The following is a 13,188-nucleotide window of genomic DNA, read 5'->3' as shown; positions in this document are numbered from 1 at the left end:
GACCCTATCCCGAGAACCCCGTGACTACTGTGGACCCAGTGCAGGACAAACTCGTGTGGATCGACTGTGAAATGACCGGACTGCGGCTCGGCTCCGACAAGCTCATCGAGGTGGCCGCGCTGGTCACCGACAGCGAGCTCAACGTGCTGGGCGAGGGAGTGGACATCGTCATCCACGCCGACGACGCCGCGCTCGCCGAAATGCCCGACGTGGTCAAGGAGATGCACGCGCGCTCCGGCCTCACCGAGGAGGTGCGCGCCTCCACCGTCACCCTGGCCGAGGCCGAGGAGCGGGTCCTCGCCTACATCAAGGAGCACATCCCGAACGCGGGCACGGCACCGCTGGCGGGCAACTCGATCGCCACCGACCGCGGCTTCATCACCCGGGACATGCCGCTGCTCGACGACTACCTCCACTACCGGATGATCGACGTCAGCTCCATCAAGGAGCTGTGCCGGCGCTGGTACCCCCGGATCTACTTCGGCCAGCCCGAGAAGGGCCTCTCGCACCGGGCCCTCGCGGACATCAAGGAGTCGATCCGCGAACTGAAGTACTACCGCCAGACCGCGTTCGTCGCCGACCCCGGCCCCTCCACCAGCGAGATTGCCGAAATCGTCAAGGTTCTCGAAGCCGAGTAGAAACCGATTGGCTTTCCGGCGGGGAGTCAGGCTAATATCGTTCTCGCTGCTGCGGAACAGCCCGAGAGGGCGAAGCCGTGGAAGTTATGGTGACTGTAGTTCAGTTGGTAGAGCACCAGGTTGTGATCCTGGCTGTCGCGGGTTCGAGTCCCGTCAGTCACCCGAAGAGAAGGCCCCCGATTTCGGTCGGGGGCCTTCTCTCGTTTCCGGCCAAGCCGGCCACCCCGCGACAACCACCCCCGAACGACCGAATGCGTCATTCGTTCACTTGAAGTGAACGAATGACGCATTCGGTCAGTCGAGGCGGACCCGGATCTCCGCGGAGAGGCCGGGCGTACCGGTCAGGCGTTGCCGGCGTTACCGGCCTTCCAGGTGGCCCACGGCACGTTCCAGTCGCCGAGTCCGTCCGTCCCCGACAGCGTGCCGCCGAGGGTGTTCTTCACGATCGTGATGTCGCCGCGCTTGGTGTTGTCGAACACCCACTTCGCGTTGGCGGGACTCAGATTCAGGCAACCATGGCTGACGTTGTAGGACCCCTGGTCCCCCACCGACCACGGCGCGGAGTGGAAGAAGATGCCGCTGTACGACATTCGGGTCGCCCAGTCGACGGGCGTCTTGTAGCCCTGCGGCGAGTTCACCGGGACGCCGTACGTGGACGAGTCCATCACCAGGTGCGAGAACCGGTCCCCGATGATGTAGACGCCGTTGTCGGTCGGCGTGCTGTCCTTGCCCATCGAGGTCGGCATCGTCATCACCACCTCGCCGTTGCGCTCGAAGGTGACCTGCTTGGTGCTGTCGTCGGCGGTCGCGATCATCGCGTCACCGATCTTGAACTGCGAGTGCTCGTCGACCTGACCGAACAGGCCGCCGCCGAGGTCCTTGCCGAAGACGTTCACGTCGACCGTGACGGTGGTGCCGGGCGCCCAGTAGTTCTCGGGCCGCCAGCGCACCTCGCGGTTGTTCACCCAGTAGAAGGCGCCCTCGACGGGCGGGTCCGTTGTGACCTTGATCGCAGACTGGGCCGCCAGCCGGTCCGGGACGTTCTCGTCGAACTGCACGGCGACGGGCTGGCCGATGCCGACGACGTCACCCTGACCGGGCAGCACGTACGGCTTGGTGAGGTTGCCGGGCGAACTCGTGGTGAACTCCGACGTCATGGTCGTCTCGCCGCCGAGACCGAAGGCATCGGCCGTGATCCGGTACCGCCCGTTGTACGCGAGCGGCGCGGTGTTCATCCAGGACAGCCCGTCCGCGGCGACCGCGCCCGGCACCGCGGTGCCCGCGGCGTCGGTCAGCGTGACCGCGGACAGCAGCCCGTCGGTCACCCGGACCGCGACCGGGTCGGCCGGCGAGTGCCCGATGGCACCGTCCGCGACCACCGCGGTGAGCTTGGGCTTGACCATCTCCGTGACGGGGTTCAGGTCGATCGCCACCTTGGTCGGGGCCGCCTCCGCGGTACCGCCCGAGGGGACCGTGCACCCCGTGACCACCAGTGCCATTGCCGCCGCCCCCAGCGCCCACGCGCTCAGCGAGACCCGCACCATCTCCACCCCACTTCTCCTGCTTGTAGACCACCACCGACGTCGAGAAAACGCTCGTCACCTGTGCGGACCTGCCGAACTGCCATGATGCCAGCAGTTAGCTGGACGAGCCAACAACGACTCGGTGCAACCGGTCACGTTCGTATTTCAATCGCAGCGATCCCCCGAAGCGTTACCTGACCTGCGATAACCGTGCAGATTTGCATTCGATCGAGGCGCTCGTCTAATGTTCTCCACGTCGCAGCGAGCGGGTCTGACCCGGTCGAGTGGCGATGCGCCTATAGCTCAGTTGGTAGAGCAAGTGACTCTTAATCACTGGGTCCGGGGTTCGAGTCCCTGTGGGCGCACCCGAAAGTCCCCCCTGATCTTCGCGATCAGGGGGGACTTCGTGTTTCTGCGTCCACCCGGCCGATTCGCTCCGGCGGTGCACGAGCAGCGATTACCCTGAGGCCACTACAGGCGCCGAACGGCGTTCCGATGCATGCCAACGGAATGTGAGCAGCCATGGTGGACCGGGTCGATCGGCGCGAGGTACTTCCTATTCCGGATCGGCCGCATGTCGGCCTGCTGACCTACGACGCGAAAGACCCGGACACGGCGTTCCCACCGATCGAGCCGTTGCTGCCACCGGCGGGCGCACCCAATGTCCTCGTGGTCCTGCTCGACGACGTCGGGTACGGCGCCAGCAGCGCATTCGGCGGGCCGGCGAACACGCCGACCGCGGAGCGACTGCAGCGGGGCGGGCTCACCTACAACCGCTTCCACACCACCGCCCTGTGCGCGCCGACCCGGGCCGCGCTGCTCAGCGGGCGCAACCACCACTCGGTCGGGATGGGCATGATCACCGAGACCGCGACCTCGGCGCCCGGCTCGTCCGGGCTGCGCCCGAACACCAAGGCCGCACTGCCGATGACGTTGAAACTCAACGGCTACTCGACGGCCCAGTTCGGCAAGTGCCACGAGGTGCCGCCGTGGCAGACCTCGCCGGTCGGCCCGTTCGATGCCTGGCCCACCGGCGGCGGCGGATTCGAGCACTTCTACGGGTTCATCGGCGGCGAGAACAACCAGTACTACCCGGCACTCTACGAGGGCGTCGCGCCCGTCGAGGCCGACCGGACGCCCGAGGAGGGCTACCACCTCACCGAGGACCTGGCCGACCGCGCCATCGACTGGGTGCGCACCCAGAAGTCGCTCGCGCCCGACAAGCCGTTCTTCGTCTACTTCGCGCCCGGCGCCACCCACGCCCCGCATCACGTGCCGCGGGAGTGGGCCGACAAGTACGCCGGCCGGTTTGCCGGCGGGTGGGACGCACAGCGTGAGTCCATCTTCGAGCAGCAGAAGCAGCGCGGCGTGGTTCCCGACTCCGCCGAACTCACCGCCCGGCCGGACGCCATCCCGGCGTGGGACGAGATGGACGAGACCCTCAGACCGGTGCTGGAGCGCCAGATGGAGGTGTACGCGGGATTCCTCGAGCACACCGACTTTCACGTCGGCCGCGTCATCGACGCGATCGAGGCGCTCGGCGCCCTCGAGAACACGCTGGTCTACTACATCATCGGCGACAACGGTGCCTCCGCCGAGGGAACGGTCAACGGGGCGTTCAACGAGATGGCGAACTTCAACGGCATGGCCGCGATCGAGACGCCGGAGTTCATGGCGGCGGTCAAGGACAAGCTCGGGACGACGGAGGCCTACAACCACTACTCGGTGGGTTGGGCGTGGGCCATGTGCGCGCCCTTCCAGTGGACCAAGCAGGTCGCCTCGCACTGGGGCGGCACCCGCAACGGCACGATCGTGCACTGGCCCGCCGGGATCCGCAGCAAGGGCGAGACCCGGTCGCAGTTCACCCACGTGATCGACGTCGCCGCAACGGTGCTCGAGGCCGCCGGACTGCCGGAGCCCACGTTCGTCAACGGCGTGCAGCAGGCCCCCATCGAGGGCACCAGCATGGTCTACAGCTTCGACGAGGCCGACGCACCGGAACGACACGACCTGCAGTACTTCGAGATGGCAGGCAACCGCGGCATCTACTACAAGGGCTGGAGCGCCGTCACCCGGCACAGCACCCCGTGGCTGCCGAACGAGGTGCTGCCCGCACTCGACGACGACGTGTGGGAGCTCTACGACGGCACCAAGGACTGGACGCAGGCCCGCGACCTGGCGGCGGAGATGCCCGAGAAACTGGCTGCGCTGCAACGGCTGTGGCTGATCGAGGCCGTGAAGTACAACGTGCTCCCGATCGACGACCGCCGGTTCGAACGGCTGAACGCAACCATCGCCGGCCGCCCACAACTGGTGTCCGGCAACACCCAGGTGCTCTTCCCCGGCATGAAGCGGCTCAGCGAGAACAGCGTCCTCGACGTCAAGAACCGGTCCTTCGCCGTCACCGCCGCCATCGAGACGCCGGCCGACGGCGCGACCAACGGGGTGGTCATCGCGCAGGGCGGCCGCTTCGGCGGGTGGGCCCTCTACGTCAGCGAGGGCCGCGCCCGGTTCGTCTACAACCTCCTGGGCATGAAGGAGTTCGTGACCGAGGCCACCGAAGACCTGTCCCCCGGCAGTCACCAGATCCGGGCCGAGTTCGCCTACGACGGCGGCGGTCTCGCGAAGGGCGGCGACGTCACCCTCTACTACGACGGCCGGGGCGTCGGGACCGGCCGGGTCGAGCAGACCCAGCCGATGGTCTTCTCCGCGGACGAGACGACGGACATCGGCGAGGACTACGGGATGCCCGTCAGCGCCGGCTACACGGGCCCGACCAGGTTCAACGGACGGATCGACGTCGTGCAGATCGACGTCGGCGACGACGACCACTCCCACCTCATCGACCCGGCGGAGGTCTCGCGGGTGGCCGTTTCCCGGCAGTGACGGGCGAGTGACCGGTGCCCACCCCCGTCGGCCAGGTCTTCCGCCGCCACAGACGACGCCTGCGCGCCGGACTCGCCCAGCTGCTGTCGGTCCTGGCCGGCCTGGGGCTCGGTCTCGTCATGCCGACCGTGACAGGTGGGCCCACCGTGCCCGCCCGGCAGGTCACCGACCTGTTGATCACCTTCGGCCTGGGGCTGCTGGGCGCGGTCGCCGTGATCTTCTCGCTGCTCTTCCTGGTGGTGCAGTGGGCCGCCACCACGTTCACACCACGCCTGACGCTGTTCCGGGACGACCCGATCGTCTGGCGGACCTTCGCCTTCGCCCTCGGCCTGGCCGTCTTCGCCATCACTACGGCCCTCGCAATCGGCACCAAGACCGAGGTTTCGGTGATCCTGCCCGTCATCACCTTTCTGCTGCTGCTCGTGATGCTCGCGCTGCTGCGAACACTCCAGCTCCGTGCCTTCGCCGCGATCCAACTGGCCCCGGCCCTGGGCTCCATCGCGGACCGCGGCCGGACGGTCCTCGCCACTCTCTACCCCGAGACCACCGGAGAACCCGTCACGCCGCCGACTACGCTGCCGCCGCTGCGCACGACGGTCACCTGGCCGCACCCGCCGAGCGTGGTGCAGGAGATCGATGTCGACCGGCTCCTGGTCGCCGCCCGGGCCGCGAACGCGGTGATCGTGCTGCGCGGGCTCCCCGGCACCACCCTGCAGCGCGGAGCACCCGTCGCGGATGTCCACGGCGCCGACCTGCCGGATGGCACGGTTCTCGACACGCTGACCTGTGGCCAGGAGCGAACATTCGTCCAGGACCCGCTGCTCGCCCTCCGGTTGTTGGCCGACATCGCGCTGCGAGCCCTCTCGCCCGCGGTGAACGACCCCGCGACGGCCGTCCAGGTGCTCGACGAGATCGAAGACCTGCTCGACCGGGTCGCCGCCGCGGGCACGGCGCCGCTGTGGATCGTCGACAGCGCCGGCGTACCGCGAATCGTCGTCCCGCTGCCCGGATTCGACGACTTCGTGCGGACCGGCCTCGACGACGTGATCGCGGCCGCCGCGACCTCGCCGATGACCCTCGACCGACTCCAGGTGCTGCTGGCGCGGGAACTGAACCGGTCGGCGCCCGTCCACCATCGGGTGCTCGGCGCCCGGCAGGACTGGGTCGACGAACTGGCCGGACCCTTCACACACCTTCACCCGCCGCCCGGTGACAGCGGTCAGTCACCCTGATCGCCCCCGCCGCGGACACCGGAGCGGGGCCGAATTTGGATTCCCGCGGCGCGCTCGTCTAAAGTTCTCCACGTCGCAGCGAGCGGGTCTGACCCGGTCGAGTGGCGATGCGCCTATAGCTCAGTTGGTAGAGCAAGTGACTCTTAATCACTGGGTCCGGGGTTCGAGTCCCTGTGGGCGCACCCGAAAAGCCCCCCTGGTCTTCACGACCAGGGGGGCTTTCGTGGTCTCCGTGGACACCTGGCCGTCCGACGTTCACAAGTCCTGGGAATCCTGGTGCCGGCCGGGTCGAGGCGCTTCCGGTGTCGTCGAGGCCGGATCGATCGTGTCGGCCCGATCCAGCTGCTGGTTCAGTTCGTCACGGGAGGCCGTGGCCTCGTTGCGATGAGCCGCGGCGCGCTGTTCCAGGCCCTCGGCTTCGGCCGCCTTGGCCTCGGCTTCGGCCTGGGCGGCGCGAGCCTTGGCGGCGGTCTCGTCCGCGAGCGCCTCCCGCTCGCCGACCCGGAGTGATTCCTCCCCTGCCTGGGCGCGGATCTTCTCTGCTTCGACGTCACGGTGTTCGTTGCGTTTGTTCCGCGCCACCCACGCGAGCGCGGCCAGGACCGCAATCACCGCGACTGCGGCAACGACGATCCAGATCATTGTGCTGGTGGCCATTTCGGCTCCTTGCGTTTGTCCAGCGTTGGCGACATCACCAATCGCATGACGCAACCTGCTGACCTGGTGTGTGTACGTCTCTCAGTCAACGTTGTAGACCTACGGCCGTCGGCAACGGATTCAGACGACCACAGGTTCCGGACTGTCGGGGTGGGTCAGAGTTGCGATCAGGCCCGCGAACAGGATGTCGAGGCCACGCTCGAGTTCGGCTTCGCCGTCGTACGCGGCCAGCACGGGCGCAAGACCACGCAGCAGCGGAAAGTCCCCGATCGGGAGCCGGTGCAGTCCGAGGCGCAGCAGGTCGTCGGTCTCCTCCGGGCGTTCGACCAGCTCCTGCAGCTCGTTGAGGACATGCCCATGGAGGAACCCGAACAATGCCCGGTAGACGTGCAGTGCCTCGGCGTCGGTGAAGCCCGCCCGCGTGAGCAGGGCCAGGATGGCTTCGAGCGGCCGCAGCGTCCCCAGCGGCCGGAGCCCGAGTGGCGTCGAGAGCGGGCGGGTGACGAGCAGGGGCACGACATGCGGATGGTCGAGCGCCAATCGGCGGTAACCCCGCGCGACCGAACGCAACCGGGCGACCCAGTCACCCTCGCTGCCGTCGACCTCGAACTGGCCGCCGTCGTCGACCTCGAGTTGGTCGAGGACCTTCTCCGCAACGCCGTCGAGTAGGGCCGCCTTGTTCGGCGCATGCCGGTACAGAGTCATCGGGTCACGGTCGAGGGCCTTGCCCAGGTGGCGCATGGACAGCGCCTCGACGCCGTCGCGATCGATGATCTCGAGCGCGACCTCCAGGATCCGCTGCCGGGTGATCGGACCGTCGCCGGGCGCACCGCCACTACCGTGGCGTGTCGAGCGAGGAGCCGGCTCCTTCGACATCACCAACACATCCCGTCCTCGAACGCTGTAGACCTCAAGCATAGGACTACACCGTTGACACACTTTCGAACCCGGCGTTGACTAGGTACGACAGCGTGAGAGCACGCCCGGCACGACCCGTACTCGCGGCGGCTCGGCGCCACCCACCGAGAACCTCACGCAGGTGGGACAGCGACTGCTCGACCTCCACGTCGCGCACTTCGCGCAGTCCGTCAACAAGATCAGGAAGCCGTCATGATCATCCTCGGAATCATCCTCGCCATCGCCGGATGGCTACTCTCGATCCCCGTGCTGCTGTACGTCGGCGTCATCCTGCTCGTCGTCGGTATCGTGCTGATGGTCGCGGGATCGGCGGGCCATGCCGTCGGTGGACGGCGCCACTACTACTGACCACGTCCGGTCCCCACGCCACATCGTCCGCGAGTTCACGGTCTCGCGGGCCGGTGAGCACCCATGGCGATCTCCGACATCAAGGAATACGCGCATCTCAGCAGTAGGGATGTGGAGGAGTTGCGCCGCGAACTCGACAGCATCCGCCGCGAGGTCACCGATTCGCTCGGCGCGAGCGACGCGGCGTACATCCGCCGGACCATCGCCGTCCAGCGGGTACTGGACACCGCCGCTCGGCTGGTGATCCTCACCAGCCGGACCAAGGCCGGCTGGTCACTCGGAACGACGGCGCTGGCCGCGGCCAAGAGCATCGAGAACATGGAGATCGGACACAACGTGTCCCACGGACAGTGGGACTGGATGAACGACCCCGAGATCCACTCGACCAACTGGGAGTGGGACATGGCGGGCCTGTCGTCGCAGTGGCGCTACTCCCACAACTACCGCCACCATGTGTTCAACAACGTCGTCGGCATGGACGAGGACCTGGGCTTCGGGGTCATCCGCATCACCCGGGACCAGCCGTGGCGGCCGGGTCACCTGCTCCAGCCATTGCGGAACCTGTTGCTGGCGGCCACGTTCGAATGGGGCATCGCCCTGCACGGCCTGTACTCCGAGCGGGCCCGTGCCGGCACCGTCGCCGAGCGATCCGCCCACACGCGGGCGCTGCTCGGGAAGGTCGCCCGCCAGGCGGGCAAGGACTACCTGCTCTTCCCGATCCTCGCCGGGCGCCAGTGGCGACGGACCCTGAAGGCGAACATCACGGCCAACCTGCTGCGGAACATGTGGGCGTACGTCGTGATCTTCTGCGGGCACTTTCCCGACGGCGCCGAGAAGTTCACCCTCGTGGAACTCGAGAACGAGAACCGGGCGGAATGGTATCTGCGCCAGATGCTCGGCACCGCGAACTTCCGGGCAGGCAGGGTGCTGGCGTTCATGAGCGGCAACCTCTGCTACCAGATCGAGCATCACCTGTTTCCCGATCTTCCCAGCAATCGCTACGCGGAGATCTCGTCGAAGGTGCAGGCCCTGTGCGCGAAGTTCGACCTGCCGTACACCACGGGTTCGCTGGTGCGGCAGTACCTTCTGGTGCTCCGCACCGTCCACAAGCTGGCGCTGCCGGACCGGCTTCTCGTCGCAACCTCGGACGACGCACCGGAAACGGCCTCCGAACTCAAGTTCAGCAGACCCGGGGCCCAACGAGTCGGCGCCGCCCGTACCGGACTGCTCACCGCGCTGCGGACCGCGTCGCGGTGACGACGAAATCCACTCACCCGGAGTCTCGGCTCACCCGAGCTCTCAGTGGCGCTCTTCGAGGCCGACGGCTTCCCTCAGCCGGTCCGCCGCAGTTCGAAGCGCCGGGTCGTCGAGTGCGGGCGAGGCCAGCAGCGCGGCCAGCGCCTCGGCGATGACATTGAGCTTCTCCTGCGAGGCCTCGTTGGCGCGGCGCCCAGCGTTCTCGAGGAGCACCACGAGGAGCAGCGTGAAGACGCTCGCGATCGTGTGGATGGCGACCTGCCAGGCCTTGAGGTCCGTCCACCACGGCAGGCTGATCAGCCACACCACCACGATCCCGGCACACAGGAAGAAGAAAGGCGCCTGACTCACCCGGAGTTCGGCCTGCTCCACGAATCGGTCGAACGACGAACGGTGCTCTCGTCCTTCGCGGGTGCGGGCGGCATCACTGCTTCGCTCCATCAACCGGAGTTTAGTCGCGTCTCACGCGCCGGATGCGGGCGGAATTCTCGCGACCTGACGCTATCGCGCGAAGTGCCGCCGCAGCCGCCGATGCCGGTGCGCGAAGAAGGCCGCGATCCCGCGGGCCAGCAGGCCGCCCATCCCGGGGACGGCGGCCAGCGGCCGGCGGGGCTCGAAGGTGACCCGGTCGTGCACGCGGGTGCGCGACGGCCCGTCCGAGGTCAGCGTCCGCTCGTGTTCCCAACGTCGCATCGAGCCCATCGTGGACCGCTCGTGGAACCGGTGTCCCGGATCCAGCTCGGCCACCGTCAGGTCGTCGTAGTCGAACGGGAGCAGACCGAAGAGGAACAGCCAGCACCGGCCGACCTCCCGGCCCACCTCGACGGTGTCCACCGTGAGCCCGCGCCGGCCGCGGGGCGTCGCCATCCGCATCACCGGCATCATCTCGCCGTTGATGCCCGCCGACGTGACCACCCGCGCCCACACCTCGTTCCGCGGCGCCTCGACCAGCGAGGTCCGCTCGACCACGCGCACCCGGGTGGACACCGGTCAGGTCAGCTGAAGATCTTGCGCAGCACCAGGACGACGACCAGTGCGCCCGCGCCCACCAGCGCGTACTTGACGGGCGGCTCGTTCACCTTCGCCACCAGCGTGGCCTTGGCGTTCTCCACCAGACGCTTGGGGTTGGTGCGGACGCTGAGCTCGTCCAGGGTGCTGGCGAGCTGGTTGCGCGCCCGTTCGATGTCGCGCTCGATGCTGTCGGTGTCCCTGGGCACGTGAATCCCGCTTTCTCTCATCGCCTTGTCGTTTGTGCCTTGACCGTACCGGGACGAGCACCCCGGCCGTAGCCAGGAACCCGCGTCGGGGCCGACGGAGCACGGCGGGCGGGGAGGTCGAGCAAGTAGCCTGACGTCGTGACCGAGAACATCAAGCTCTCCCCCGGAGACGCCGCACCCGAGTTCACCCTTCCCGACGCCGGCGGCAAGGAGGTGTCGCTGTCCGACTTCCGCGGACGCAAGGTCATCGTGTACTTCTACCCGGCCGCCAGCACCCCCGGCTGCACCAAGCAGGCCTGCGACTTCCGCGACAGCCTCGCCGAACTCAACGGCGCGGGCCTCGACGTCGTCGGCATCTCCCCCGACAAGCCCGCCAAGCTGGCCAAGTTCCGCGACGCCGAGTCGCTGACCTTCCCGCTGCTCTCCGACCCCGAGCGGACCACGCTGCAGGCGTGGGGCGCGTTCGGCGAGAAGAAGATGTACGGCAAGACCGTGCAGGGCGTGATCCGCTCGACCTTCCTCGTGGACGAGGAGGGCAAGATCGAGGTGGCCCAGTACAACGTCCGGGCCACCGGGCACGTCGCCAAGCTGCGCCGCGACCTGTCCGTCTGACGCGTCGACCGCCGCCCCTGCGCCCGAGTACGAACCCGGACGCGGGGCGCCGTGGTCACCGGGTGTCGGCGAACCGGCGCAGGAACAACGCCTCCGCGACCGCCAGGTTCTCGATCTCGGACGGGTCGACGCTTTCGTTCGGGGCGTGGATGAGGCAGCGCGGCTCCTCGACCCCGATCAGGGCGATCTCCGCCCCCGGGACCTGGTTCGCGAAGACGTTGCACAGCGGGATCGACCCACCCTGCCCGACCGTGCCGAGCGGCTTGCCGAAAGCCTCCGCCATGGCCGCGCCGAGCGCCGCGTACCCCGGGCCGTCGGTGCCGGCCCGGAACGGTGACCCGGTCGGCTCCCGCTCGACGGTGACCCGCGCGCGCCAGGGCGCCGCGGCCTCGAGGTGCGCGATCAACGCGTCCTGGGCCTGCTGTGGGTCCATGCCCGGCGGCACCCGCAGGTTCAACCGGGCGGAGGCGCGCGGCTGGACGGCCGCGGCCGAGCCGACCACCGGCGGGCAGTCGATGCCGAGGATGGTCAGCGCCGGCCTGGCCCACACCGCGTCCGCCACCGAACCCGTCCCGGCCAGCCCGACGCCGTCGAGCACCCCCGCGTCCGTGCGGAACTGGGCCTCGGGGTAGTCCACCCCCGCCCACGTCTGGGTGGCGTCCAGCCCCGCCACGACGGTGTTGCCCGCGGCGTCGCGCAGCGTCGCGAGCATCGTCACCAGGGCCGCCAGCGCGTCCGGCGCCGGGCCGCCGAACATGCCCGAGTGCACCTCCCCCGCCAGGGTTTCCACGTGCACCACCACGTTGGCGATGCCGCGGAGGGTGGTGGTGGCGGTCGGCAGGCCCACCTCCGCGTTGCCGGTGTCGACCACCAGGATCATGTCCGCCTCGAAGAGTTCGGGCCGCTCCTCCACGAGGGCCTCGAGGCCGCCGGTGCCCATCTCCTCGGAGCCCTCGGCGACCACCCGGATGCCCACCGGGAACGGCGTGCCCAGCGCCCGCAGCGCCAGCAGGTGCATCACGATGTTGCCCTTGCAGTCCGCGGCGCCGCGTCCGTACCAGCGACCGTCGCGCTCCGTGAGCTCGAACGGCGAAGTGTGCCACTTGCTCTCGTCGCCCGGCGGCTGGACGTCGTAGTGGCAGTACAGCAGCACCGTCGGCGCACCCGGCGGTCCCGGCTGGTGCCCGACGACGGCGTTCGACCCGTCGGCAGTCTCGATCAGGTCGACAGTGCCGATCCCGGCCGCGACGAACGCGTCCCGGACCCACTGCGCGGCCTGCACGCATTCCTCCGCCGGGAACAGTCGCGGGTCGGCCACCGAGCGGAAGCCGACCAGCGTCGCGAGTTCCTCACGCGCCGTGGGCATCAGGGCCCGCACCGCGCCGCGGATCTCGTCCGCCGTCGACGTCTGACTTCCCGCCATCATTCCTCCACCAGTTTGAGGTCGCGCACGTGCGCGTCGTATCCGGCCAGCTCGTCCGGGCAGTAGACCTCGAGCACCAGGCGCTGGGCCTCGACCAGTTGCCGGGTGCCGATGATCGGGCGCTGGCCCGGCCCGGCCGCGCCGCTGACGATCTGCTGGTGCAGCACGGCGTCGCGCAGGGCGCTGCCGGGGTCACTGCACGCCGCCCCGCCGTCGGTGCCCAGCACCCGCGCGGTGGCCTCCGTGTCCAGGGTCCCGAATCCGGCCGCGTCGAAGCGCGCCGACAGTTCGGTCGCCTTGTCCTGCGCGGCGAGGTCGTCCCGGTGCTGGTTGAACGCGACCAGCCCCCACACCGCCAGTCCCACGAAGACGGCGGCCGCCACCAGGTACACCACCCGGTGGGTGTTCTCGGGCCGCGTGGGCTGGTCGTCCACCGCGGCGATGCTCACGCCGTCGTCCTTTGCGGTACCGGCCATC

14 protein-coding genes and 3 tRNA genes are annotated in these 13,188 nt (G+C 68.7%); 9 read left to right on the top strand and 8 right to left on the bottom strand.

Going from position 1 to position 13,188, the window contains the following annotated elements; translation table 11 throughout:
* The first annotated feature begins 38 nt into the window (after window positions 1-38).
* Both orn and RT2_RS11275 read left to right on the top strand, forming a co-directional pair.
* Complete coding sequence (gene orn, locus RT2_RS11280; RefSeq protein WP_072844882.1) at window positions 39-638, top strand: oligoribonuclease; 600 nt, start codon at window positions 39-41, stop codon at window positions 636-638.
* 89 nt (window positions 639-727) lie between these two features.
* Window positions 728-800, top strand: a tRNA-His gene (locus tag RT2_RS11275).
* A gap of 179 nt (window positions 801-979) precedes the next feature.
* Here RT2_RS11275 and RT2_RS11270 read toward each other — a convergent pair.
* Window positions 980-2,182: a L,D-transpeptidase gene (locus tag RT2_RS11270; protein WP_072845011.1), complete on the bottom strand. Its 1,203-nt coding sequence runs from the start codon at window positions 2,180-2,182 to the stop codon at window positions 980-982.
* 271 nt (window positions 2,183-2,453) lie between these two features.
* On the opposite strand from RT2_RS11270, the gene RT2_RS11265 reads away from it, so the two are divergent.
* The 4 genes from RT2_RS11265 to RT2_RS11250 all read left to right on the top strand — a co-directional run bounded on the left by RT2_RS11265 (window position 2,454) and on the right by RT2_RS11250 (window position 6,461).
* Window positions 2,454-2,526: transfer RNA gene (locus tag RT2_RS11265), tRNA-Lys, on the top strand.
* A gap of 157 nt (window positions 2,527-2,683) precedes the next feature.
* Window positions 2,684-5,047: an arylsulfatase gene (locus RT2_RS11260; RefSeq protein WP_072844881.1), complete on the top strand. Its 2,364-nt coding sequence runs from the start codon at window positions 2,684-2,686 to the stop codon at window positions 5,045-5,047.
* A gap of 14 nt (window positions 5,048-5,061) precedes the next feature.
* On the top strand, window positions 5,062-6,279 hold the full coding sequence (locus RT2_RS11255) for a DUF2254 family protein (protein ID WP_072844880.1): 1,218 nt from the start codon (window positions 5,062-5,064) through the stop codon (window positions 6,277-6,279).
* A gap of 109 nt (window positions 6,280-6,388) precedes the next feature.
* A tRNA-Lys gene (locus RT2_RS11250) sits at window positions 6,389-6,461 on the top strand.
* Between the two features lie 73 nt (window positions 6,462-6,534).
* Here the strand turns inward: RT2_RS11250 and RT2_RS11245 are convergent.
* Together RT2_RS11245 and RT2_RS11240 are read right to left on the bottom strand one after the other, a co-directional pair.
* Complete coding sequence (locus RT2_RS11245) at window positions 6,535-6,936, bottom strand: hypothetical protein (protein WP_072844879.1); 402 nt, start codon at window positions 6,934-6,936, stop codon at window positions 6,535-6,537.
* 120 nt (window positions 6,937-7,056) lie between these two features.
* A complete protein-coding gene (locus RT2_RS11240) occupies window positions 7,057-7,812 on the bottom strand; it encodes a TetR/AcrR family transcriptional regulator (protein WP_072845010.1) in 756 nt (251 codons plus the stop codon).
* 234 nt (window positions 7,813-8,046) lie between these two features.
* Here RT2_RS11240 and RT2_RS25845 point away from each other — a divergent pair, with 234 nt between their 5' ends.
* Both RT2_RS25845 and RT2_RS11235 read left to right on the top strand, forming a co-directional pair.
* The gene (locus RT2_RS25845; protein ID WP_092776285.1) at window positions 8,047-8,202 is read left to right on the top strand and encodes a DUF6131 family protein; all 156 of its coding nucleotides are present in this window, start codon (window positions 8,047-8,049) and stop codon (window positions 8,200-8,202) included.
* Window positions 8,203-8,265: 63 nt separating this feature from the next.
* Window positions 8,266-9,459: a fatty acid desaturase family protein gene (locus RT2_RS11235; RefSeq protein WP_072844878.1), complete on the top strand. Its 1,194-nt coding sequence runs from the start codon at window positions 8,266-8,268 to the stop codon at window positions 9,457-9,459.
* A 42-nt stretch (window positions 9,460-9,501) separates the two neighbouring features.
* Here RT2_RS11235 and RT2_RS11230 read toward each other — a convergent pair whose 3' ends face one another.
* Genes RT2_RS11230 through RT2_RS11220 form a run of 3 tightly spaced genes read right to left on the bottom strand, consistent with a single transcriptional unit; the run spans window position 9,502 to window position 10,676 of the window.
* Window positions 9,502-9,900, bottom strand: coding sequence for a low affinity iron permease family protein (locus RT2_RS11230; RefSeq protein WP_072844877.1), 399 nt, complete (start codon window positions 9,898-9,900; stop codon window positions 9,502-9,504).
* A gap of 60 nt (window positions 9,901-9,960) precedes the next feature.
* A complete protein-coding gene (locus tag RT2_RS11225; protein WP_245709458.1) occupies window positions 9,961-10,446 on the bottom strand; it encodes an Rv1443c family protein in 486 nt (161 codons plus the stop codon).
* 8 nt (window positions 10,447-10,454) lie between these two features.
* Window positions 10,455-10,676 (bottom strand): DUF3618 domain-containing protein, encoded by a 222-nt coding sequence (locus RT2_RS11220; protein ID WP_072844876.1) that lies wholly within the window; start codon window positions 10,674-10,676, stop codon window positions 10,455-10,457.
* A 138-nt stretch (window positions 10,677-10,814) separates the two neighbouring features.
* On the opposite strand from RT2_RS11220, the gene bcp reads away from it, so the two are divergent.
* The gene (gene bcp / locus RT2_RS11215) at window positions 10,815-11,288 is read left to right on the top strand and encodes a thioredoxin-dependent thiol peroxidase (protein ID WP_072844875.1); all 474 of its coding nucleotides are present in this window, start codon (window positions 10,815-10,817) and stop codon (window positions 11,286-11,288) included.
* A 55-nt stretch (window positions 11,289-11,343) separates the two neighbouring features.
* On the opposite strand, the gene RT2_RS11210 is transcribed toward bcp, so the two are convergent.
* A complete protein-coding gene (locus RT2_RS11210; RefSeq protein WP_072845008.1) occupies window positions 11,344-12,711 on the bottom strand; it encodes a dipeptidase in 1,368 nt (455 codons plus the stop codon).
* Window positions 12,711-13,187 carry a hypothetical protein gene (locus RT2_RS11205; protein WP_072844874.1) on the bottom strand — a complete coding sequence of 159 codons (477 nt, stop codon included), beginning with the start codon at window positions 13,185-13,187 and terminating at the stop codon, window positions 12,711-12,713. Before RT2_RS11205 ends, RT2_RS11210 begins: the two co-directional genes overlap by 1 nt.
* Window position 13,188: the final 1 nt, after the last annotated feature.

The sequence above is a fragment of the Rhodococcus tukisamuensis NBRC 100609 genome (genome assembly GCF_001894985.1).
Classification (GTDB): domain Bacteria; phylum Actinomycetota; class Actinomycetes; order Mycobacteriales; family Mycobacteriaceae; genus Rhodococcus_G; species Rhodococcus_G tukisamuensis.
The sequence above is the reverse complement of the archived record's forward strand: the minus strand, read 5'-3'. Positions and strand labels throughout refer to the sequence as shown.